Here is a 20944-nt window from a genome sequence, read left to right on the forward strand (position 1 = left end):
GGCTACTGCTCGGCGAAGTGGTCCCAGCCCGCGGTGCGGTCCCAGGGGGCGCCGTCGACGGTGACGGTGCCGCCGCGGCCGGGCCTGGCGGTCCGCACGACCTCGCCGATGACCCGCCAACGGGCGGGCAGCGCGGCGGACTTGGGGAAGGTCGCGACGATCGCGTGGTCCTCGCCGCCGGACAGCACCCACACCAGCGGGTCGACGCCGACGGCCTGCCCGATGTCGGCCATCTGCGCGGGGACGTCGAAGTCGGCGGCGTGCAGGTCGATGTCGACGTCGCTGGCGCGGGCGACGTGGCCGAGGTCGGCGACCAGCCCGTCGGAGACGTCGACCATGGCGGTGGCGCCGAGCTCGCTGGCGGCCGGGCCCGCGTGGTACGGCGGCTCGGGGCGGCGGTGGGCCTCGACGAAGGCGCGCGGGGAGCGGAAGCCGCGCTGCAGGACGGTCAGCCCGGCGGCGGACCAGCCGAGCCAGCCGGTCACCGCGACCACGTCCCCGACCTGCGCGCCGGAGCGCACCACCGGGCGCCGGCCCTGGAGGTCGCCGAGCGCGGTGATGGCGAGCGTGATGGTGTCGCCGCGCACCACGTCGCCGCCGACCACGGTGGCGCCGGCCACCTGGCACTCGTCGCGCAGCCCGTCCATCAGTTCGGTGGCCCAGGTGATGGGCAGGTCGGCGGGGGTGACCAGGCCGAGCAGCAGCGCGGTCGGCACGGCGCCCATCGCGGCGATGTCGGCGAGGTTCTGCGCGGCGCACTTGCGGCCCACGTCGTACGCGGTGGACCAGTCGCGGCGGAAGTGCCGGCCCTCGATCAGCACGTCGGTGGTGGCGACCACCCGGCCGTCGGGCGCCTTGACCACGGCCGCGTCGTCACCGGGCCCGAGCTCCACCGCCGGGGTCATCGGCAGCCGTGCGGTCAGCTCCCGGATGAGCCCGAACTCGCCGAGTTCGCCCACGGTCCCCTGCATCAGCCCGTCCTCCGCGTTCCCCGTTTTGTCCGATGGTGTGCGCCCCGTGTCGCGGGAGCGGCCGCCCCCGCGCGCAGCGTACGCCTTCCGGGCCGTCCGGGGTCTCCCCCGTCCGCGTGGTCGCGCGGTAGCGTTGGTGATCAGACTGCCGGTCGCAACTCCCCCACCCAAGCCGCCTGGAGGTCCACCGTGGTGCAGGCGTACATCCTGATCCAGACCGAGGTGGGCAAGGCCACCGCGGTAGCCGAGTCCATCAGCAAGATCCCCGGTGTGGTCACCGCCGAGGATGTGACGGGGCCGTACGACGTGATCGTCCGGGCCGAGGCGGAGTCGATCGACGAGCTGGGCCGCCTGGTGGTGGCCAACGTGCAGCAGGTCGAGGGCATCACCCGCACCCTGACCTGTCCGGTGGTGCGCCTGTAGGACGGCCTACCATCGTGCGGTGGCCTACCGTGACCTGCTGAACCGCCTGCCCGCCCCGGTGCGCTGGCTGGCGCCGCCCGCCGTGCTGCTGGCCTGCACGGCGGGGCTGGTCGCGTCCTGGAGCGGCGAGCCGGACGTCGCCCCGCCGGAGCCGTCCGCGGACGCCGCGCAGTACTGCCGGGCGCTGGACGCGGCGCTGCCCGCCGAGGTGCTGGGGCACGCCCGCAGGGACCCGTCCCCGGCCTCCCCGTACACCGCGGCCTGGGCGTCCTCCCCGCGCACCGTGCTGACCTGCGGCGGGGACCGGCCGGAGTTCCTGGACGACGGCACCCGCACCGGCCCGTGCGTCGACGAGGTGAGCTGGGGCATGGTCGAGGACGGCAGCGGCGGCTACCGCTTCGCCACCGGGCTGCGCAAGGCGTACGTGGTGGTGGAGGTCCCGGCGGGCGCGTACGGCAACTACGCGGACCCGCTGGGCTCGCTCGCCGGCGCCGTCCGGTCGACCGTCCCGACCTGGGACGGGAAGGCCGACTCGGGCTGCCTGGACGAGACCTCCTGAACGGCCCGGACCGGGCCTAGCGCAGGCCGGTGGAGCGGCGCAGCGCGGCGGCCAGCAGGCGGTCGATCAGCTCGGCGTAGGGCACGCCGGTGGCCTCCCACATCTTGGGGTAGGCCGAGATCGGGGTGAAGCCGGGCATCGTGTTGACCTCGTTGACCATCCAGCGGCCGTCGGCCAGCAGGAAGAAGTCGACCCGGGCCAGGCCCTCGCAGCCGAGGCCCTCGAACACCGCGACGGCCTGGCGGCGGATCTCCTCCTGCTCGGTGGCGGTGAGGTCGGCGGGGATGCGCACCTCGGAGGAGTCGATGTACTTGGCCTCGAAGTCGTAGAACTCGAAGTCGCCGTCGACCAGCACCTCGGCGGCCACCGAGGCGCGCGGGCCGTCCTCGAACTCCAGCACGCCGCACTCGACCTCGCGGCCCTCGACGCCCTTCTCCACGATCACCTTCGGGTCGTGGCGGCGGGCCTCCTCGACCGCGGCGTCCAGGTCGGCGAGGTCCTTGACCTTGGTGATGCCGATCGAGGAGCCGGCCCGGCAGGGCTTGACGAACAGCGGCAGGCCGAGCGCGGCGATCCGCTCGCGGGCGGCCGAGCGGCCCGCCTCCGAGTCCCACTCGCGCGGCTTGACCACGGTGTACTCGCCCGCGTACAGGCCGAGCGACTCGATGATCCGCTTGGTGAACTCCTTGTCCATGCCGACCGCGGAGGCCAGCACGCCGGAGCCGACGTACGGGACGCCGGAGAGCTCCAGCAGGCCCTGCAGGGTGCCGTCCTCGCCCCACGGGCCGTGCAGCAGCGGGAGCACCACGTCGACCTCGCCGAGGACCTTCGGCGCGGCGCCGGGCTCGCTCCACACGACCTCGCGGCTGCCGGGGGCGAGGGGCAGCGCGACCTGGCCCTCGACGGACTCGGCGACCTGGTCGACGTCGGGCATCCGGCCGTCGGTGATGGCCATCCGGGCCGGTTCGTCGCCGACCAGGGCCCAGCGGCCCTCGTGGGTGATGCCGATCGGCAGCACCTCGTACTTGCTGCGGTCGATCGAGCGCAGCACGCTGGCGGCGGTGACCACGGACACGCCGTGCTCGGAGCTGCGGCCGCCGAAGACGATCGCGACGCGCGGCTTGGCCGCCTGGTTCGGGGAGGACTGTTCGATGCTCATATCGGCGTTGAGACTACCGTCCGATTCCGGTCAGCGGCGTTCAGGCTTGGCCGAACGGGCCATCAGCCCCTTCAGCACCTCCTGGGTCGGCCGGCCCTTGTGCACCACGTCCACCACGGCCTCGACGATCGGCATCTCCACCCCGTTGCGCCGGGCCAGGTCGAGCACCGACTCGCAGGACTTCACGCCCTCCGCGGTCTGGCTGGTGGCGGCGATGGTCTCGGCCAGCGTCATGCCGCGGCCCAGGTTGGTGCCGAAGGTGTTGTTCCGGGACAGCGGCGAGGAGCAGGTCGCCACCAGGTCGCCCATCCCGGCCAGGCCCGCGAAGGTGTGCGCGTCGGCGCCCAGCACCAGGCCCAACCGGGTGGTCTCGGCCAGCCCGCGGGTGATCAGCGTCGCCTTGGTGTTGTCGCCCAGCCCCATGCCGTTGGCCATGCCGACCGCCAGGCCGATCACGTTCTTCACCGCGCCGCCCAGCTCGCAGCCCACCACGTCGGTGTTGGTGTACGGGCGGAAGTACGGGGTGTGGCAGGCCTTCTGGAAGCGCTTGGCGACCTCCTCGTCGGTGCACGCGACCACGGTCGCGGCGGGCTGCCGGTTGGCGATCTCCCCGGCCAGGTTCGGGCCCGACACCACCACGACCCGCTCCGGGCCGACCCCGGCGACCTCCGCGATCACCTCGCTCATCCGCTTCACGGTGCCCAGCTCGACGCCCTTCATCAGGCTCACCAGCGCCGTCTGCGGCTCGACCAGCGGCGCCCAGAGCGCGAGGTTGGCACGCAGCGTCTGGGACGGCACCGAGAGCACCGCGAAGTCCGCCCCGGCCAGCGCCTCGGCCGCGTCGGTGGTGGCCCGGACGCCCGCGGGCAGGGTCAGCTCCGGCAGGTAGTCCCGGTTGACGTGCTCCCGGTTGATCGCCTCGACCAGCTCCGGGCGGCGGCCCCACAGGGTCACCTCGCAGCCCGCGTCGGCCAGGATCATCGCGAAGACGGTGCCCCAGGAGCCCGTCCCCATCACCGCGCAGCGGGTCACCGGCCGCCCTCCTCGGCGGCGCGCCCGCCCTCGGCCCGGGCCGCGGCGGCCCGGTCCCTGGCGGCCCTGCGCATGTCGTAGCGCTCCTTCGGGGCCTGCTCGCCGCGGATGTCCTCCAGCACGGCCGTGATCGCGGCCATGATGTCGTCGGTGGCGTCCTTCAGCACCTGGGTGGTGATCTCCTGGCCCCGGTACCTGCTCAGGTCGACCGCGGGGCCCGCCGCGACGATCACCCTGTGCCGCGGGAACAGCCGGTACTTGCCCCTGCCCTCGCCGTACGGCGGGATGATCTCGTGCGCGCCCCAGTGCGCCACCGGGATCACCGGCGCGCCCGTCATCAGCGCGACCCGGGCCGCGCCGCTCTTGCCGGTCATCGGCCACAGGTCCGGGTCCCGGGTGAGGGTGCCCTCCGGGTAGAACTGCACGCACTGGCCGCCGTCGACCGCGTCGATCGCGGCCCGGAACGCCTCGGCGGCGTCGGTGGACTCCCGGAACACCGGGATCTGGCCGGTCTTGCGGAGCATGAAGCCGATGAACGGCACCGAGAACAGCGAGGACTTGGCGAGGATCCGCGGCGGGCGGCCCGAGTTGTACTGCCAGTGGGCGTAGAACACCGGGTCGATGACCGAGTTGTGGTTCACCGCGGCGATGAACCCGGTCTTCTCCGGCAGGTGCTCCCAGCCGCGCCACTCCGCCTTTGCCAGGGCGTTGGTCACCGGCTTCACGAGCACCGCCGCGAAGCGGTACCAGATCCCGTAGTCGGCGTTTCCGAACCTGGCGTTAGAGCGGCGGGCCACCCCTGGCTCCTCTTCACTCGTGCGGCGCCCCGTACTGCGCCGCGGTCTCTCCTCGCCGGGGCCGACCAGCGGCTCCGAGGCGCCGACCAGTCTCGCCCGGGAGCCGAGCCTGTGTCGAGCAGCCACCACCACCGCCGGTCGACCGGCCCCGACCCGCCGCCCCGGGCGCCGGGACGTGCTGGCCAGGCCGCCCCGGCCGACGCCACAATGGCGCCGATGACAGAGGACACCGTACGCCCCGCCGCCGTCGGGCCGACCGCCCCGGTGCGGACGCACCCCACGGGGCCCGGCCTGCGGCTCGGCTGGTCGGTGGTCGTGCCGGTCAAGGCGCTCGCCGGGGCGAAGAGCCGGCTGTCCGCGCTGGGCCCGCTGCGGCCCCGGCTCGCCCTCGCGTTCGCGCTCGACACCGTCGCCGCGGCGCTGGCCTGCCCGCTGGTCGGCCGCGTCCTGGTGGTCACCCGGGACGCGCGCGCCGCCGCGGAGCTGCGCGCGCTGGGGGCCGACGTGCTGGACGACGAACCGGGCGGCGGCCTCAACCCCGCACTCGCGCACGGCGCCGCGGCCGCCCACCGGCGCCACCCCCGCTCCCCCGTCACCACCCTCTCCGCGGACCTGCCCGCGCTCCGGCCCGCCGAACTCGCCCGCGTGCTGGCCGCGGTGCCCGCACGGGGCCGGGCCTTCCTCGCCGACGCCCCCGGCACCGGCACCGTGCTGCTCGCCGGGCTGCCCGGCGAACCGCTGCGCCCCGCGTTCGGGCCCGGCTCCCGGGACGCCCACCTGGCGGGCGGCGCCGCCGAGCTGCTGCTGCCCGACGCCCCCTCCGTCCGCCGCGACGTGGACACCCCCGCGGACCTGGCCGCCGCCCGCCTGCTCGGCCTCGGCCCGGCCACCGCGGCCCTGCTCGGAAGCCCTATGCTGGCTCCCATGCAGGCCACCGCGTTCACGTACGACCCGACCACCCGCTCCGGCTCGGTCCTGCTCGACGACGGCACTCCCGTCCCCTTCGACGCACCGGCCTTCGACGCCGGCGGCCTGCGTCTGCTCCGGGCCGGCCAGCGCGTGCGCATCCGCACCGCCGGGGAGGGCGCCGAGCGCCGGGTGGTCTTCCTCACCCTGCAGACCTTCCCGGACCCGGAAGCGGACTGACCTCCCGTCAGGCGCTCCGTTCAAGCGCTCCGTTCAGGCGCTCCACCGCCGCTCCGGCCCCGGGCGGCCGTCGCGGCCATCGCGGCTGCCGCGGCCGCCCAGGCCCTCCAGCCGCAGCGCGGTGACCTCCGGCGAGTCGACCAACTTGAGCGGGGCGGGCACCAGTTGGGGCAGCCCGCCGCCCCCGGGCAGCACCCGGATCAGCCGCGTCCGCCCGAGCAGGGCGAAGCCGAGCTGCAGTGCGCCGTCCCGCGCGAGGAACGCCTCGGTGCGCTCGGCCGCGCCGGGGCCGAAGAAGTAGCGGTAGGCCTCGTACTGCGTCCAGCCCAGCGGGAGGGTGTTGAGCGTCTGCCAGAGCGAGGACAGCGCGGGGGCGAGGGCGGGGAAGGAGGTCGGCTCGGTGATCCCCTCGATGCCGACGGTGTAACCGGGCGGCGTGTTCTTCACGGTGGCTCCTGGGGTGGGTCGAATTCGGCCCAGATGGTGTGGGTGCGCGCGCGGTAGCGGTGCCCGTAGCGGTCGGCCAGGGAGAGGACCTGGAGGACCGTCATGTGGTCGTGGTCCTCCGGCTCCCCCGGGAGTTCGGCTTCCACCCGGTAACCGCCGCCGGGCAGCTGGATGATCCTGGCTTCGGCCCCCGTGGCCGCCGCGAGCCTGGACGCAAGGTCGAACACCCTCGTGCTTCGCACGCCACGCCGCTCCCCGAAGTTGGCCGGTCACTCATTGTGAATCTAAGTCATTAGATTCCACCTGATGCATTAGATTGTCAAGCTGATTCGCCCGTCCTGCCGCTGACCGGCAGGTCTTCGCCCTCGCCGGGAGATGCCAGATGCCCTCACAGGACCCGCCGTACCTCCGCATCGCGGACCACCTGCGCCGCCGGGTGACGGCCGGGGAGTGGGCGGTCGGCGAGCGGCTGCCGTCCCAGGCGAGGCTGGCCGAGAGCTACGGCGTCGGGCCGAACGTGCTGCAGCGGGCGCAGGAGGTGCTGATCGGCGAGGGCCTGCTGGAGGGCCGGACGGGCTCGGGCACCTACGTCCGCGAGCCGGTCCCCCGGCAGCCGCTGCTGCGCTCGCGGACGCCCGGCGAGTTCCCCGGCGAACCGGCGCCGGACGGCGAGTGGGAGTCCGAGACCGGGGCCCTCACCCCCGCCCCGGAGACGGTGGCCCGCCGCCTGCGGATCGCCCCCGGCGACCTGACGGTGCACACCCGGTACGAGTTCAAGCTGGACCACAAGGTCCTCCAACTCGCCGACTCCTGGGAGCCGATGGCGGTCACCGGCGGCACCCCGGCGACCCTCCCCCGCTACGGCCCGTGGCACCGCCGGAGCGTGGTCGAGCGGATGGCCCTGATCGGGGTGCGGGTGGTGCGCGCGCTGGAGCGGCCGCGCCCCGCCCGGGCGACGCCGGAGCAGGCCGCGCTGCTGGGGCTCTCCACCGGCGACGTGCTGACCGTGATCGAACGGACCTACCTGGACGACTCCGGGCGGCCGGTGGAGACCGCGGATCTGGTCATTCCGGATTCCCGCTGGGAGATCTGCTACGAGCTCGCGCTGGCGGATACGGAGGCGGGGGCGGAGTAATTCCCCGGCCCGTTCCGCGCTTTTCCCCGGCGGAACCGCGGGGTGACGGCACGTCGCCCCGACGCCCCGTCAACCCGGCGCGGCAGTGCCCCGGACCGGGCGGAATCCGAACCGGTCCGCTCGGCCGAACGGGTGAGGGACGCCCCGCCGGACCGCCCCGGGCCGGGAACGGCGAAGGCCGCGCCGGTCCGGACCGGGGGGAACCCGGGCCGGACCGGCGCGGCCGGTGCCCCGGTGCCGGAGGGGCCGGCGCCGGGTGCGGGCGACTACTTGGCGGTGGACTTGCGCGCGGTGGTCTTCCGCGTGGCGGTCTTCTTCGCCGGAGCGGTCTTCTTGGCGGTGGCGGTGGCCTTCTTGGCGGTGGCCGCGGTGGTGGTCTTCTTCGCCGCGGTGGTCGCCTTCTTGGTCGCGGCCGCGCTGGTCTTCTTGGCCACCGCGGTCTTGGCGGTGGTGGCCTTCTTGACCGCGGTCTTCGCCGGGGCCGCCTTCTTGGCCGCGGTGGTCGCGGTCTTCTTGGCGGCGGTCTTCTTGGTCGCGGCGGCGCCCGCGGCGGCGGCGCGCTTGGTCGCGGCACGCTTGGCCGCCGGGGTGGCGGCCACGCCGGACTTGCCCGGGGTGAGCGAGCCCTTGGGCGCCTTCTTGACCGACGGGCCCTCCTTCGGCAGCTTCTTGCTGCCGGAGACGAGGTCCTTGAAGCCCTGGCCCGGGCGGAACCGCGGAACCGCGGTCTTCTTGACCTTGACCCGCTCGCCGGTCTGCGGGTTACGGGCGAAGCGCGCCGAGCGCTCCACCTTCTCGAAGGTGCCGAAACCGGTGACCGAGACGCGGTCACCCGCCACGACGGCACGCACCATGGTGTCGAGCACTGCGTCGACGGCCTCTGCGGCAGCCTTGCGACCGCCCAGCTGCTCGGCCACCGCTTCGACAAGCTGAGCCTTGTTCACGTCTTCCCCTTCGGAAACGGGCGCCGGATGATTCCATCCGTTCTTTTCGCACGTTAGGTATGTATCTGCGGACTTTCAATTACCAAACGCGTGAATCACCCTAGTGTCGCAATGGATTTGCGCATGGAGGTGCTCACCGGGGAGGCATCCGCCCCTCGTCGAGGTCCTGCACAAAGCGACTCAACCGCCGTGCCGCCCCCGGGAGATCGCGCTTCGCGGTCTCGGTGACGATCAGCAGTTGTCGGGTGAGAGCGGTCTTTGCGTCCGTCGACACGTTCAGCGCGTGAACGCGGGCGTGGGCTTGCTTCAACCGCTCGGCCACCAGTGCGTAGAGCAGGGTGACTTCCGAGTCGGCAGCACCGTCCTGACCGTCCCCGGACGCCGGTTGGCCGTCCTGGTACGGGGGTTCGGGACTGTGGTGCATGCAACGATTGTGCCATCTGTGCGGAGTTGCGCTACACCAGGGTCTATTCCCGGCTGACGAACTCCCCTGCGAACAACGAAGACCCGCCCCGGAGGGGGGCGGGTCTTGTTGTCGCTGCGTCAGAAAGCGGTGGCTCAGGCGACCGGCTGGGTCCGCGGCTTGTAGGAGGGCCGCTTCGCCTCGAACGCGGCGACGTCGGCCTCGTTCTGCAGGGTGATGCTGATGTCGTCCAGGCCGTTCAGCAGCCGCCAGCGCACGTTGTCGTCCAGTTCGAACGGCGCGGTGACGCCCTCGGCCCGGACCTCGCGGGCCTCCAGGTCGACGGTGACCTCGGCGGTCGGGTCGGCCTCGGTCAGCGCCCAGAGCTGCTCGACGGTCTCCTGCGGCAGGACCACCGTCAGCAGGCCGTTCTTCAGCGAGTTCCCGCGGAAGATGTCGGCGAACCGGGAGGAGATGACGGCCTGGAAGCCGTAGTTCTGCAGCGCCCAGACGGCGTGCTCGCGGGACGAGCCGGTGCCGAACTCGGGGCCGGCCACCAGGACGGTGGCGCCCTTGCGCTCGGGCAGGTTCAGGACGAAGGACTCGTCCTTGCGCCAGGCCTCGAACAGGCCGTCCTCGAAGCCGGAGCGGGTGACCTTCTTCAGCCAGTGCGCCGGGATGATCTGGTCGGTGTCCACGTTCGAACGGCGCAGCGGGACGGCCCGGCCGGTGTGGGTGGTGAACTTCTCCATGGCTCAGACCTCCACGGCCACGTTGTCGGACAGGTCCGCGGGGGCGGCCAGCCGGCCGACCAGCGCGGTGGCGGCGGCCACCTGGGGCGAGACCAGGTGGGTGCGGCCGCCCTTGCCCTGGCGGCCCTCGAAGTTGCGGTTCGAGGTGGAGGCGCAGCGCTCGCCCGGGGCCAGCTGGTCCGGGTTCATGCCCAGGCACATCGAGCAGCCGGCGTGCCGCCACTCGGCGCCCGCGGCGGTGAAGACCTTGTCCAGGCCCTCCTCGACGGCCTGCAGGGCGACCCGGACCGAGCCCGGGACGACCAGCATGCGCACGCCCTCGGCGATCTGCCGACCGTCCAGGATGGCCGCGGCGGCCCGCAGGTCCTCGATCCGGCCGTTGGTGCAGGAGCCGACGAACACGGCGTCGACCTTGACCTCGCGCAGCGGGGTGCCGGCCTCCAGGCCCATGTACTTCAGCGCGTTCTCGGCGGCGGTCCGCTCCTGCGGGTCCGCGAAGTCCTCCGGGTTCGGCACGTTCGCGCCCAGCGGCGCGCCCTGGCCCGGGTTGGTGCCCCAGGTGACGAACGGGGTCAGCTCGGCCGCGTCGATGAACACCTCGGCGTCGAAGACCGCGTCCTCGTCGGTGGCCAGGGTCTCCCAGTAGGCGACCGCGGCGTCCCAGTCCTCGCCCTGCGGGGCGTGCGGACGGCCCTGCAGGTAGTCGAAGGTGGTGCGGTCCGGGGCGATCATGCCGGCCCGGGCGCCCGCCTCGATGGACATGTTGCAGATCGTCATCCGGGCCTCCATGGAGAGGCTGCGGATCGCCGAGCCGCGGTACTCCAGGACGTAGCCCTGGCCGCCGCCGGTGCCGATCTTGGTGATCACGGCCAGGATCAGGTCCTTGGCGGTGACGCCCTCGGGCAGCTCGCCCTCGACCGTGATCGCCATGGTCTTGAACGGGGCCAGCGGCAGCGTCTGGGTCGCCAGCACGTGCTCGACCTGGCTGGTGCCGATGCCGAAGGCCAGCGCGCCGAAGGCGCCGTGGGTGGAGGTGTGCGAGTCGCCGCAGACCACGGTCATGCCCGGCTGGGTCAGGCCCAGCTGCGGGCCGACCACGTGCACCACGCCCTGCTCGACGTCGCCCAGCGAGTGGATGCGCACGCCGAACTCCTCGGCGTTCTTGCGCAGCGTCTCCAGCTGGACCCGGGAGACCGGGTCGGCGATCGGCTTGTCGATGTCCAGGGTCGGGGTGTTGTGGTCCTCGGTCGCGATCGTCAGATCGGTCCGGCGGACCGGGCGCCCGGCCAGCCGGAGGCCGTCGAACGCCTGCGGGCTGGTCACCTCGTGCAGCAGGTGCAGGTCGATGTAGAGCAGGTCGGGCTCGCCCTCGGCGCGCCGGACGACGTGGTCGTCCCAGACCTTCTCTGCGAGTGTCCGTCCCATCGGATTCCCTCCAGCCGGCCGCTCTGCCGGCCTTCTCGTGATCGTCGAGGTCTTGTCCCGTGCCGCCCTGTGAGGCTCGCTTGGAGTCGCGACCTGCACGCCGGACCGTCCAGGATCCGGACACCCTGGTGGGGTGCCGTCCTGGGTGTCTCCCGGGCTGCTGACTCCAAGAGTGGCGCTTTTCTCGGAAGATTGAACTTGCGTCTCGCTGATTGAGACTGCAGTATCGAGACATGGACAACACTAGCGGCGTCGGCGTTCTCGACAAGGCCGCTCTGGTGCTCAGCGCACTGGAGTCGGGCCCCGCCACGTTGGCGGGGCTGGTCGCCGCCACCGGTCTGGCGCGGCCCACCGCCCACCGACTCGCCGTCGCACTCGAGCACCACCGCCTCGTCACCCGCGACATGCAGGGCCGCTTCATCCTCGGCCCCCGCCTCGCCGAACTCTCCGCCGCCGCGGGCGAGGACCGGCTGCTGGCCGCCGCCGGCCCGGTCCTCACCCACCTGCGGGACGTGACGGGCGAGAGCGCCCAGCTCTACCGGCGCCAGGGCGAGATGCGGATCTGCGTGGCCGCCGCCGAGCGCCTGTCGGGACTGCGCGACACCGTGCCGGTCGGCTCGACGCTGCCGATGAAGGCCGGCTCCGCCGCCCAGGTCCTGCTGGCCTGGGAGGAGCCCGAGCGCCTGCACCGCGGCCTCCAGGGCGCCCGGTTCACCGCCACCGCCCTCAGCGGCGTCCGCCGCCGCGGCTGGGCCCAGTCCATCGGCGAGCGCGAGCCGGGCGTCGCCTCGGTCTCCGCGCCCGTCCGCGGCCCCTCCAACCGGGTGGTCGCCTCGGTCTCGGTCTCCGGCCCGATCGAGCGCCTGACCCGCCACCCCGGCCGGATGCACGCCCAGGCCATCATCGAAGCCGCCAACCGCCTCACCGAGGCCCTCCGCCGCAGCTGAGCGGCCGCCGGAACGACGAACGCCCTCCCGGCGGCCGGGAAGGGCGTTCGTCGTGTCGCGGGCCCGCGGGCAGCGGACGGGCGGGCATGCGGGCGGGCATGCGGGCGGGCATGCAAAAAGAGCCCCGGTTGACCGGAGCTCGTTCTGTGGAGCGTTTCTTGGCTGGGGTACCAGGACTCGAACCTAGACTAAATGAACCAGAATCACTCGTGCTGCCAATTACACCATACCCCAAAAGTACCCCCGACCGGATTCGAACCGGCGCTACCGCCTTGAGAGGGCGGCGTGCTAGGCCACTACACAACGGGGGCCCGAATGAGCGAGTACCCCCGACCGGATTCGAACCGGCGCTACCGCCTTGAGAGGGCGGCGTGCTAGGCCACTACACAACGGGGGCGGGACTCATTCGTTCTGCAATTGTCAAGAATTGCGTACCCCCGACCGGATTCGAACCGGCGCTACCGCCTTGAGAGGGCGGCGTGCTAGGCCACTACACAACGGGGGCTCACTGCAGATGTGCTGCGCTGGGGTACCAGGACTCGAACCTAGACTAACTGAACCAGAATCAGTCGTGCTGCCAATTACACCATACCCCACCAGAGTTCAACCCCTCTGCGGGGCCTTCCTCAGGTGTCTTGCGCCTCCCTGCCCGGGCGGCGCAGAAAGAACATTACCCGACGCCCCGCCCCGCTCCAAAATCGATAACCGCAGGCAGCGCGCCGGACACCTGCGGGCCAGGTCAGCGACGCGGCCCGCAGGTGTCCGGGAGGCTCCCGGAAGGCGTCCGGGAGGCGGCTCAGGAGGCCGGGAGGAGCTCCAGGGCGGCGCGCAGGCGGCGGAGCGTCTCCTCGCGGCCGAGCAGCTCCATCGACTCGAACAGCGGCGGGGAGACCCGGCGGCCGGTGACCGCGACCCGCAGCGGGGTGAAGGCGAACTTGGGCTTGATGCCCAGGCCGTCGACCAGGGCGGCGCGCAGCGCGGCCTGGATCGGGTCGGGGGTGAAGTCCGGCAGCTCGGTGAGCGCCGCGACGGACGCCTCCAGGACCGGGCGGGCGTCCGCGGTGAGGGCCTTGGCGGCGTCCTCCGGGTCGACGGCGAAGTCGGCGGGGGCGACGAACAGGAAGCCGGCCATGGTGACGATCTCGGAGAGGACGACCATCCGCTCCTGGGTGAGCGGCGCGACCTTGGCCAGCAGGTCGAGCTGCTCGGCGGTGGGCTCGGCCGGGAGCAGGCCGGGGGCCTGGAGGTAGGGCACCAGGCGCTCGACGAACTCCCCGGGGGCGAGGCGGCGGACGTGCTCGGCGTTGATGTGCTCGGCCTTCTTGAGGTCGAAGCGGGCCGGGTTGCCGTTGACGTCGTCGATGTCGAAGGCGGCGACCATCTCGTCGATGTCGAAGATGTCGCGGTCCTCGGCGAGCGACCAGCCCAGCAGGGCCAGGTAGTTGAGCAGGCCCTCGGGGAGGAAGCCGCGCTCGCGGTAGAGGTTGAGCGAGGCCTGCGGGTCGCGCTTGGAGAGCTTCTTGTTGCCCTCGCCCATCACGTACGGCAGGTGGCCGAACTGCGGGGTGGTGCCGTTGCCGACGCCGATCTCCGCCAGCGCCGCGTAGAGGGCGATCTGACGGGGCGTCGAGGAGAGCAGGTCCTCGCCGCGCAGGACGTGGGTGATCTCCATCAGGGCGTCGTCGACCGGGTTGACCAGGGTGTACAGCGGGGCGCCGTTGGCCCGGACGATGCCGTAGTCGGGGACGTCCTTCGGGTCGAAGGAGATCGGGCCGCGCACCAGGTCGTCGAAGGCGAGGGTGGTGTCGGGCATCCGGAAGCGGAGGATCGACGGGCGGCCCTCGGCCTCGTACGCGGCCTTCTGCCCGTCCGTCAGGTCGCGGCAGTGGCCGTCGTAGCCGGAGGGCCGGCCGGCGGCGCGGGCCGCCTCGCGGCGGGCGTCGAGCTCCTCGGTGGTGCAGTAGCAGGGGTAGGCGTGGCCGGCCTCGCGCAGGCGCTCGGCGACGTCGGCGTAGACGTCCATCCGCTGCGACTGGCGGTAGGGGGCGTGCGGGCCGCCGACCTCGGGGCCCTCGTTCCAGTCGAAGCCGAGCCAGCGCATGGCGTCGAGCAGCTGCTGGTACGACTCCTCGGAGTCGCGGGCCGCGTCGGTGTCCTCGATGCGGAAGACCAGGGTGCCGCCGTTATGCCGGGCGTAGGCCCAGTTGAACAGGGCGGTGCGGACCAGGCCGACGTGCGGGTTGCCGGTCGGGGAGGGGCAGAAGCGGACCCGGACGGCGGGGTTCTTCTTGTCGGCCACGTTGTCAGCCACGCTTGATCACCTTGTTGGAGAGGGTGCCGATGCCTTCGACGGAGACGGCGACCTCGTCACCGATGGTCAGGGGGCCGACGCCCGCGGGGGTGCCGGTGAGGATGACGTCGCCCGGGAGCAGGGTCATCGCCTCGGAGACGTGCACGATCAGCTCGGCGACCGAGCGGACCATCTGGGAGGTGCGGCCGGCCTGGCGGAGCTCGCCGTTGACGGTGCAGGTGACGGCCAGGTCGGCGGGGTCGAGGTCGGTCTCGATCCAGGGGCCAAGCGGGCAGGAGGTGTCGAAGCCCTTGGCGCGGGCCCACTGGCCCTCGCGCTGCTGCACGTCGCGGGCGGTGACGTCGTTGGCGCAGGTGTATCCGAAGACCACCTCGGGGACGCGCTCCAGCGGCACCTCGCGGCACATCCGGCCGATCACCACGGCGAGCTCGGCCTCGTACTGCACGTCCGAGGAGAACGGCGGGTAGGCGATCGACTCGGTGGGGCCGATGACGGCGGTGGAGGGCTTGAAGAACGTCAGCGGGACGGCGGGGACCTCGTTGCCCAGCTCGGCGGCGTGCGCGGCGTAGTTGCGGCCGACGGCGACGATCTTGCTGGGGAGCATCGGGGCCAGCAGCCGGACGTCCTGCAGGCGGTGGGTCTCGCCGGTCGGCTGGGGGGTGCCGAAGGGGTGCCCGGCCAGGGCGTGGACCACCAGCGAGTCGGGCTGCGCGGCGTCCCCCTCGATGATTCCGAAGGAGACCGAGCCCGCCGCGGGGCTCCCTTCGCGGACGGAGAACCTGGCGATACGCACAGCCCTGCAACCTCTCGGTTCGTCGGCCGCCCGGACGCTCCCGGACGGCTGCCGGGCCCGCAGTACCGGGCCCGGCTGGTGCCACCAGGTTATCGATGCCGGGGTCAGTCCCGCGGCAGGCGGGGGGCCGGGGCGGTCATCAGGACCGTGCGGCGCGGGTTGGCGGTGCTGGCGGGGAGCTCGGCGGCGTACGCGCGGGCGGTGCGGTCGGCGGCGGAGCCCGGGAGCTGGGAGAAGTCCGCGACGGAGGCCAGGGTGGTGCGGCGCGGGTTGGCCGTGGAACGGGTGGCCTCGGTGGTCGTCTCGGACATTTGCGTCAGCACCCTTGTTTCGCTCGAACGGACTTTTGCACGGGCCCGCCGCTGGGCAGGCTCCGATCAACCCTGTCAGGTTAGGGATCCCATTCCACAGCGGCCGTGACCAAAGCTACACATCCGACTGTGAGTTTGGTCACAATTACCGGTACAAAGGGCGCGGAGGCGGAGATTCGGGACCAATGCCGAAATCCACCATTGCGGATATCCCGGACATTCGACGCACAAGCTGATCTTCCCCTTCGTTGACCGGGGCATGTCGAGTGTCCGAAAAGGACCGTATTCCGGGGTGGATGCACCACGGAACGTGAGGCCCCGCGCGCGGAGGGTGGCCCAGGACACCGTGTCGTAACGGCCCTTGTTGGACTTCCCCCGCTGTGCTGGAATGCCACGGAAAAACTCGACACCGCCCTATCTCCGCCCGGCGGGGAAGGGCGCCCGGTCCAGAGGTTGCGACGCCAGTGCAGGGACGTTTCAAGAGGGGCAGCGGCGCCGCGGGTGACCCGGAGTCGCGCGAGCCCGTGGCCGGCCCCCACCAGGCGGCACCGGCGACGACGGGCCAAGGAGAGCGGCCGTACGGCGCTCCCGCCGAGCCCGCCGCCGAGAGCGGTACGCAGGGCGCGAACGGTGCGCCGCAGGAACGGGCCGACGACAGGTCGGCCGACAAGAAGAGCAAGCGGGCCAGGCTCCGCGGCACGCTCACCCGCCGCCGCGCCACCGGCCTGAGCCGCTTCGCCATGCGCAACTGGCGGATCCGCACCCGCCTGATCGCCCTGCTCTTCCTGCCCGTGATCGTGGCGCTGGTCCTCGGCGGCCTGCGCGTGCAGAGCTCGATGGAGAACTCCCGCGAGCTGTCCCAGATGAGCGACCTGGCCGAGCTGGCCCGGACCGCGACCGACCTGGCGCACGCCCTGCAGACCGAGCGCGACATCTCCGCCGGTCCGCTGGCGGCCGGCGGCACCGCGACCGCCGACAAGGAGATCACCAAGGCGCAGAGCGACACCAACGCGCTCTCCAAGAAGTTCACCGCCGCGGCCGACAAGTTCGACAACCTCGACCTGGCCGGTTCCAAGACCCTCCTGCTGCAGGTCCGCCGCGACCTCAACAGCCTCTCCGGTGCCCGCACCGGAGCGTTCCGGGACCCGAACAACATCCAGGCGACGATCACCAACTACGACGCGATCATCACCGACCTGCTCGGCGCCACCCAGGACATCGCGGTCACCTCGAACTCCTCCGAGCTGATCACGGCCACCCGCTCGCTCTACCAGTTCTCGCTGGCCAAGGAGTACACCTCCATGCAGCGCGCGCTGATCGCCGCGGCGCTGGCCAACCCGGCGGGGCCGAGCCTCTCCTCGTCCGACGAGACCTTCGGCATCCGGCTGATGAACTCCGAGGACAACGCGACCCAGAACTTCACCGCGATCTACGGCGACAGCGAGGCGCGCGGGCTGCGCTCCGCGATGAGCTTCAACAAGGTGATCGCCGAGGCCGACCGGTTCTCCAAGGCCGTCCTCACCCCCAACGGCATCAAGCAGACCGACGACGTCAGCTACCAGCAGTGGTACGAGGAGTCGACGGCCAAGATCACCGCCCAGCGGGCGATCGAGAACACCCTGCTGGCGAACCTGAACGGCAAGGCCCAGAAGCTCCAGTCCGACGCCGACACCGAGTCGGTGATCAACGCCTCGCTGGTCGCCCTGGTGCTCGTCGTCGCCATCGCCGGCGCCGCCCTGGTGGCCCGCTCGATGGTGCGCTCGCTGACCCGCCTGCAGACCTCCGCCGAGGACGTCGCCGAGCGCCGCCTGCCGGAGCTGGTCAAGACCCTCTCCGAGAGCGACCCGCAGGACGTCGACGTCACCGTCGAGCCGGTCGGCGTCGACTCCGCCGACGAGATCGGCCACGTGGCGCACGCCTTCGACATGGTGCACCGCGAGGCGGTCCGACTGGCCGCCGAGCAGGCGCTGCTGCGCGGCAACATCAACGCGATGTTCACCAACCTCTCGCGCCGCAGCCAGGGCCTGATCCAGCGCCAGCTGTCGCTGATCTCCGAGCTGGAGAGCCGCGAGGCGGACCCGGACCAGCTGGCCTCGCTGTTCAAGCTCGACCACCTCGCGACCCGCATGCGCCGCAACGGCGAGAACCTCCTCGTCCTCGCGGGCGAGGACCCGGGCCGCCGCTGGACCCGCCCCGTCCCGCTGGTCGACGTGCTGCGCGCCGCCGCCTCCGAGGTGGAGCAGTACGAACGCGTCGAGCTCGCCTCGGTGCCCACCGCCGAGGTGGCCGGCCGCGTCGTCAACGACCTCGTCCACCTGCTCGCCGAGCTGCTGGAGAACGCCACCTCGTTCTCCTCCCCGCAGACCCGGGTCCGGGTCACCGGCCACGCCCTGCCGGACGGCCGGGTGCTGATCGAGATCCACGACACCGGCATCGGCCTCTCCCCCGACGACCTCGCCGACATCAACGAGCGCCTCGCCAACCCGCCGGTCGTGGACGTCTCCGTCTCCCGCCGGATGGGCCTGTTCGTGGTCGGCCGCCTGTCCCTGCGGCACGGCATCCGGATCCAGCTCCGCCCGTCCGACTCCGGCGGCACCACCGCGCTGGTCATGCTGCCGGTCGACGTCACCAACTCCGCCGAACGGCGCGGCAACCGGCCCGGTGCGGGCGCCGGTGCCGGGGCCGGGGCCGGTGCGGGCCAGGTCGGCGGCAAGCAGCAGCGCGGCCTGGCGCCGACGCCGCGCCAGCAGGGCCGCCCCGGCGGCGACCTGCCCGGCGGGCGCACCGCGCTCGGCCAGGCGGGCCCGAACGACCCCGCGGGCCGTCCGCAGCTGGGCCAGGGCCCGGTCGGCGGCAGCCCCGACCTGTTCTCCCCCTCCGGGTCCTCCGGCCCGTCCGCGCCGCGGCGCGCGCCGGGCGGCCCCGGGGCGGGCCAGGGTGCGCCCGGCGGCCAGCCGGGCGACGGCGGCTTCGGTCCGGGCGGCGCGTTCGGCACCGGCCCGGCCCAGGGCGGCCGCTCCGGCGGGCTGCCGACCCGTTCGGTGGGCCAGTCGCTGCGCGAGAACCCGGCCCAGGGCGGGACGGGGCCGTCGGCCCCGGCCGGTCCGGGTGCGGGTGCTCCGGGCGGGGGTGCGCCGGCCGGTGGCGGGCTGCCGCCGCGCCGGGTGCCGGGTGCCTCGGGCGCGCCGGGCCTGCAGGGCGGGCCGGGCGGTCCGGGCGGCGGTCTGCCGCCGCGGCGTCCGCAGCAGGGCCAGCAGGGCGGCCCGCAGCAGGGCCAGCCGCCGCAGGGCGGTCCGCAGCGCCGTCCGCAGCCGGGCCAGTCGGGCCCGCAGGGCCAGCCGGGCGGTCCGCAGCAGGGCCGCCAGCAGCGTCCGGTCGGGGAGCCGACCCAGCACGGGCGGGCCGAGCAGCCGCAGCGGCGTCCGCTGCCGCAGCAGCCGGCCGCGCCGCTGGAGGCCGCTCCGGGCGACCAGTCCGGCCTGTTCGGCCGGCCGCGGTTCGAGGCGTCCGACATCGACCCGCGCGACCCGCTGGGCCTCGGCCTGGTGGAGCCGGTGCTGCCGGACCCGGCCGGTCAGGGCGTCCCGCCGCTGTCGCCGCAGTCCCAGCAGCAGCCCCAGCCCCAGCAGCAGTTCGCGGAGCGTCCGCAGCCGATGGCGCTGCCGACGGCCGGTGAGCGGCCGTCCGCTCCGGCCGGTCCGGCGCAGGGCCACGAGCAGTTCCGGCCGCGGGCGTACCAGCCGCAGCGTCCCGGCACCTCCGCTCCGGGCCTCGGCCAGCAGCCCCAGCAGCAGGCGCCGCAGCAGGCCGAGCGGCAGCGTCCGCAGGGCCAGCCCGGTCAGCCGGGCCAGCCGGGCCAGGGCCTGCCGCCGCGTCCGACCGGTCCGCAGGGCGGTGCGCCGCTGGGTGGCCCGCAGCAGCGTCCGGCCGCGCCGCAGCGCCCGTCCGGTCCGCAGGGCCAGCCGGGCCAGCCCGGTCAGCCGGCCCAGGGCCGTCCGTTCCCCGGCCAGGGGCAGGGCCCGGCCCAGGGGCAGCGTCCGGCGGCGCCGTTCGGCGCCGCTCCCGCGGGCGGTGCCCCGGCGGGTCCGCAGGGCGACCCGGACGCGCCGTGGCGCCCGTCGGCGAACGACGAGCGCTGGCGGCGGGCCGAGCAGATGCGCGAGCCGCAGACCAACGGCCTGACCACCTCGGGGCTGCCCCGCCGCACCCCGCAGGCCAACCTGGTCTCCGGCAGTGCCGAGGCCAGTCCGCTGACCGGTCCCCAGGTCTCGCGCAGCCCGGAGGAGGTGCGCGGCCGGTTGACCAACCTGCGCCGCGGCATCCAGCAGGGCCGCCAGGCGGGGACGCAGCAGCCGGGCTTCGGCGGTCCCGGTCCGCAGCAGCGGCCGGGCTTCGACTTCGGCGGGACGTCCGAGGGCTACCGGGGAGCCCGGGGCGGACGGTCCGACGTCGATGGCAACAACGGCTTCGGCCCCGAGCACCAGGAGCGTTGAGTTGATCCAGATGAGCCAGGCCGCACAGAACCTGAACTGGCTGATCACCAATTTCGTGGACAACACCCCCGGGGTGTCCCACACCGTGGTGGTCTCCGCCGACGGTCTGCTGCTGTGCATGTCCGAGGGCTTCCCCCGGGACCGCGCGGACCAGCTGGCCGCCGTCGCCTCCGGACTGACCTCGCTGACCTCGGGCAGCTCCAGGGCAGTCTCCTGCACTGACGGTCCGGTCCCGCCCGACCCCCGACTCCTTCGCACCACCCTCACCGTGCCGGACCCCACCCGACCCCCGGGTCCGGCACTCCCACCCCAGGTCTTCGCCGTACGGTGGCTGGCAGCCCGTCAGCCAACGGCCCCGCGGGCTCCGGCCGCGAACGACTGCAGCACAAGGAGGACGCATGACCCCGCCCCCGACACCCGCCGGCTCGTACGGCAACGGGTACGGAAACGGCTACGGCGGCCAGCAGGCCGGCGGGTACGGCGGCCAGCAGTCGGACGGCTACGAGCAGCAGCCGCTGGTCCGCCCGTACGCCATGACCGGCGGACGCACCCGCCCCCGTTACCAGCTGGCCATCGAGGCGCTGATCTCGACCACCAGCACCGCCGCTCCGGGCGGCCTGCTCCCCGAGCACGCCCGCATCGTGTCGCTGTGCCGCGAGGTCAAGTCGGTCGCCGAGATCTCCGCGCTGGCAGGTGTCCCGCTCGGGGTCGCCCGCATCCTCGTCGCAGACCTGGCGGAAGCCGGTCTGGTCGCCATCCACCAGCCCGCCGCCGCGGGCGAGTCGGGCGGTACGCCTGACGTCACGCTGCTCGAAAGGGTCCTCAGTGGACTTCGCAAGCTCTAACGCGGCCGCCGCCCCCAGCCGCGCCACCACCTCCGCCAAGATCGTCGTCGC

General features: G+C 73.3%; 20 protein-coding genes, 5 tRNA genes and 1 pseudogene. 8 read left to right on the forward strand and 18 right to left on the reverse strand.

Translation table 11 applies throughout. The annotated features are described in order from the left end of the window. Positions 1 to 2: 2 nt before the first annotated feature. Entirely contained in the window at positions 3 to 971 is a 969-nt protein-coding gene (locus OO57_RS13770; RefSeq protein ID WP_033252710.1) for a thiamine-phosphate kinase, read from the reverse strand. 189 nt (positions 972 to 1160) lie between these two features. Between OO57_RS13770 and OO57_RS13775 the strand changes: the two genes are divergently transcribed. Further along, positions 1161 to 1394, forward strand: coding sequence for an Lrp/AsnC family transcriptional regulator (locus OO57_RS13775; protein WP_033252711.1), 234 nt, complete (start codon positions 1161 to 1163; stop codon positions 1392 to 1394). A gap of 19 nt (positions 1395 to 1413) precedes the next feature. Continuing rightward, the gene (locus OO57_RS13780; protein ID WP_051777511.1) at positions 1414 to 1953 is read left to right on the forward strand and encodes a DUF3515 domain-containing protein; all 540 of its coding nucleotides are present in this window, start codon (positions 1414 to 1416) and stop codon (positions 1951 to 1953) included. Between the two features lie 16 nt (positions 1954 to 1969). Here the strand turns inward: OO57_RS13780 and OO57_RS13785 are convergent, their stop codons facing one another. From OO57_RS13785 to OO57_RS13795, 3 genes are read right to left on the reverse strand one after another with little or no spacing between them, the layout of a single operon-like run. Next, on the reverse strand, positions 1970 to 3112 hold the full coding sequence (locus OO57_RS13785; protein ID WP_033252712.1) for a D-alanine--D-alanine ligase family protein: 1143 nt from the start codon (positions 3110 to 3112) through the stop codon (positions 1970 to 1972). Between the two features lie 30 nt (positions 3113 to 3142). Next, positions 3143 to 4126, reverse strand: a complete 984-nt coding sequence (locus tag OO57_RS13790; RefSeq protein ID WP_063737558.1) for an NAD(P)H-dependent glycerol-3-phosphate dehydrogenase — start codon at positions 4124 to 4126, stop codon at positions 3143 to 3145. Between the two features lie 14 nt (positions 4127 to 4140). Continuing rightward, entirely contained in the window at positions 4141 to 4941 is an 801-nt protein-coding gene (locus OO57_RS13795) for a lysophospholipid acyltransferase family protein (protein WP_051777514.1), read from the reverse strand. 216 nt (positions 4942 to 5157) lie between these two features. On the opposite strand from OO57_RS13795, the gene cofC reads away from it, so the two are divergent. Further along, entirely contained in the window at positions 5158 to 6087 is a 930-nt protein-coding gene (gene cofC, locus OO57_RS45460) for a 2-phospho-L-lactate guanylyltransferase (protein ID WP_418909884.1), read from the forward strand. A 33-nt stretch (positions 6088 to 6120) separates the two neighbouring features. Here the strand turns inward: cofC and OO57_RS43805 are convergent, their stop codons facing one another. Both OO57_RS43805 and OO57_RS13810 read right to left on the reverse strand, forming a co-directional pair. Then, on the reverse strand, positions 6121 to 6534 hold the full coding sequence (locus OO57_RS43805) for a hypothetical protein (RefSeq protein ID WP_033252714.1): 414 nt from the start codon (positions 6532 to 6534) through the stop codon (positions 6121 to 6123). Further along, positions 6531 to 6776, reverse strand: coding sequence for a hypothetical protein (locus OO57_RS13810; RefSeq protein WP_033252715.1), 246 nt, complete (start codon positions 6774 to 6776; stop codon positions 6531 to 6533). The genes OO57_RS43805 and OO57_RS13810 overlap by 4 nt, the downstream gene beginning before the upstream one ends. 140 nt (positions 6777 to 6916) lie before the next feature. On the opposite strand from OO57_RS13810, the gene OO57_RS13815 reads away from it, so the two are divergent. After that, positions 6917 to 7669: a GntR family transcriptional regulator gene (locus OO57_RS13815; protein WP_033252716.1), complete on the forward strand. Its 753-nt coding sequence runs from the start codon at positions 6917 to 6919 to the stop codon at positions 7667 to 7669. A gap of 266 nt (positions 7670 to 7935) precedes the next feature. Here OO57_RS13815 and OO57_RS13820 read toward each other — a convergent pair whose 3' ends face one another. The 4 genes from OO57_RS13820 to leuC all read right to left on the reverse strand — a co-directional run bounded on the left by OO57_RS13820 (position 7936) and on the right by leuC (position 11193). Beyond that, positions 7936 to 8613 carry an HU family DNA-binding protein gene (locus OO57_RS13820; protein WP_033252717.1) on the reverse strand — a complete coding sequence of 226 codons (678 nt, stop codon included), beginning with the start codon at positions 8611 to 8613 and terminating at the stop codon, positions 7936 to 7938. A 133-nt stretch (positions 8614 to 8746) separates the two neighbouring features. Continuing rightward, a complete protein-coding gene (locus OO57_RS13825; RefSeq protein ID WP_380325618.1) occupies positions 8747 to 9037 on the reverse strand; it encodes a hypothetical protein in 291 nt (96 codons plus the stop codon). 134 nt (positions 9038 to 9171) lie between these two features. Next, positions 9172 to 9768 carry a 3-isopropylmalate dehydratase small subunit gene (gene leuD, locus OO57_RS13830; RefSeq protein ID WP_033252718.1) on the reverse strand — a complete coding sequence of 199 codons (597 nt, stop codon included), beginning with the start codon at positions 9766 to 9768 and terminating at the stop codon, positions 9172 to 9174. Between the two features lie 3 nt (positions 9769 to 9771). After that, positions 9772 to 11193, reverse strand: a complete 1422-nt coding sequence (gene leuC / locus OO57_RS13835; protein WP_033252719.1) for a 3-isopropylmalate dehydratase large subunit — start codon at positions 11191 to 11193, stop codon at positions 9772 to 9774. A 233-nt stretch (positions 11194 to 11426) separates the two neighbouring features. On the opposite strand from leuC, the gene OO57_RS13840 reads away from it, so the two are divergent. Then, positions 11427 to 12140, forward strand: coding sequence for an IclR family transcriptional regulator (locus tag OO57_RS13840; protein WP_014138216.1), 714 nt, complete (start codon positions 11427 to 11429; stop codon positions 12138 to 12140). Positions 12141 to 12299: 159 nt separating this feature from the next. Here OO57_RS13840 and OO57_RS13845 read toward each other — a convergent pair. The 8 genes from OO57_RS13845 to OO57_RS13880 all read right to left on the reverse strand — a co-directional run bounded on the left by OO57_RS13845 (position 12300) and on the right by OO57_RS13880 (position 15555). Further along, a tRNA-Gln gene (locus OO57_RS13845) sits at positions 12300 to 12374 on the reverse strand. Between the two features lie 4 nt (positions 12375 to 12378). Further along, a tRNA-Glu gene (locus OO57_RS13850) sits at positions 12379 to 12451 on the reverse strand. A 13-nt stretch (positions 12452 to 12464) separates the two neighbouring features. Then, positions 12465 to 12537: transfer RNA gene (locus OO57_RS13855), tRNA-Glu, on the reverse strand. Between the two features lie 35 nt (positions 12538 to 12572). Next, positions 12573 to 12645: transfer RNA gene (locus OO57_RS13860), tRNA-Glu, on the reverse strand. A gap of 19 nt (positions 12646 to 12664) precedes the next feature. Beyond that, positions 12665 to 12736, reverse strand: a tRNA-Gln gene (locus tag OO57_RS13865). 200 nt (positions 12737 to 12936) lie between these two features. After that, complete coding sequence (gene gltX / locus OO57_RS13870) at positions 12937 to 14451, reverse strand: glutamate--tRNA ligase (RefSeq protein WP_051777515.1); 1515 nt, start codon at positions 14449 to 14451, stop codon at positions 12937 to 12939. Then, on the reverse strand, positions 14444 to 15244 hold the full coding sequence (locus OO57_RS13875) for a fumarylacetoacetate hydrolase family protein (RefSeq protein WP_033252720.1): 801 nt from the start codon (positions 15242 to 15244) through the stop codon (positions 14444 to 14446). Before OO57_RS13875 ends, gltX begins: the two co-directional genes overlap by 8 nt. Positions 15245 to 15348: 104 nt before the next feature. Continuing rightward, entirely contained in the window at positions 15349 to 15555 is a 207-nt protein-coding gene (locus OO57_RS13880; protein WP_033252721.1) for a hypothetical protein, read from the reverse strand. A gap of 524 nt (positions 15556 to 16079) precedes the next feature. Here OO57_RS13880 and OO57_RS13885 point away from each other — a divergent pair. The 3 genes and pseudogenes from OO57_RS13885 to OO57_RS13890 all read left to right on the forward strand — a co-directional run bounded on the left by OO57_RS13885 (position 16080) and on the right by OO57_RS13890 (position 20893). Continuing rightward, a complete protein-coding gene (locus OO57_RS13885) occupies positions 16080 to 20048 on the forward strand; it encodes a nitrate- and nitrite sensing domain-containing protein (RefSeq protein ID WP_051777518.1) in 3969 nt (1322 codons plus the stop codon). Between the two features lie 10 nt (positions 20049 to 20058). Continuing rightward, positions 20059 to 20253: pseudogene (locus OO57_RS41040) on the forward strand (roadblock/LC7 domain-containing protein); the annotation flags it as partial. 193 nt (positions 20254 to 20446) lie between these two features. Further along, positions 20447 to 20893: a DUF742 domain-containing protein gene (locus OO57_RS13890; protein WP_033252722.1), complete on the forward strand. Its 447-nt coding sequence runs from the start codon at positions 20447 to 20449 to the stop codon at positions 20891 to 20893. Positions 20894 to 20944: the final 51 nt, after the last annotated feature.

The sequence above is a fragment of the Kitasatospora phosalacinea genome (assembly GCF_000717185.1).
GTDB lineage: Bacteria > Actinomycetota > Actinomycetes > Streptomycetales > Streptomycetaceae > Kitasatospora > Kitasatospora phosalacinea_A.

What these genes read in the sequence shown, in the direction of transcription:
- leuD (WP_033252718.1), bottom strand. Translation starts at nt 9,768, where the DNA reads ATGGAGAAGTTCACCACCCACACCGGCCGGGCCGTCCCGCTGCGCCGT.
- cofC (WP_418909884.1), top strand. Translation starts at nt 5,158, where the DNA reads ATGACAGAGGACACCGTACGCCCCGCCGCCGTCGGGCCGACCGCCCCG.
- OO57_RS13880 (WP_033252721.1), bottom strand. Translation starts at nt 15,555, where the DNA reads ATGTCCGAGACGACCACCGAGGCCACCCGTTCCACGGCCAACCCGCGC.
- OO57_RS13790 (WP_063737558.1), bottom strand. Translation starts at nt 4,126, where the DNA reads ATGGGGACGGGCTCCTGGGGCACCGTCTTCGCGATGATCCTGGCCGAC.
- OO57_RS13785 (WP_033252712.1), bottom strand. Translation starts at nt 3,112, where the DNA reads ATGAGCATCGAACAGTCCTCCCCGAACCAGGCGGCCAAGCCGCGCGTC.
- leuC (WP_033252719.1), bottom strand. Translation starts at nt 11,193, where the DNA reads ATGGGACGGACACTCGCAGAGAAGGTCTGGGACGACCACGTCGTCCGG.
- OO57_RS13825 (WP_380325618.1), bottom strand. Translation starts at nt 9,037, where the DNA reads ATGCACCACAGTCCCGAACCCCCGTACCAGGACGGCCAACCGGCGTCC.
- OO57_RS13840 (WP_014138216.1), top strand. Translation starts at nt 11,427, where the DNA reads ATGGACAACACTAGCGGCGTCGGCGTTCTCGACAAGGCCGCTCTGGTG.
- OO57_RS13890 (WP_033252722.1), top strand. Translation starts at nt 20,447, where the DNA reads ATGACCCCGCCCCCGACACCCGCCGGCTCGTACGGCAACGGGTACGGA.
- OO57_RS13815 (WP_033252716.1), top strand. Translation starts at nt 6,917, where the DNA reads ATGCCCTCACAGGACCCGCCGTACCTCCGCATCGCGGACCACCTGCGC.
- OO57_RS13770 (WP_033252710.1), bottom strand. Translation starts at nt 971, where the DNA reads ATGCAGGGGACCGTGGGCGAACTCGGCGAGTTCGGGCTCATCCGGGAG.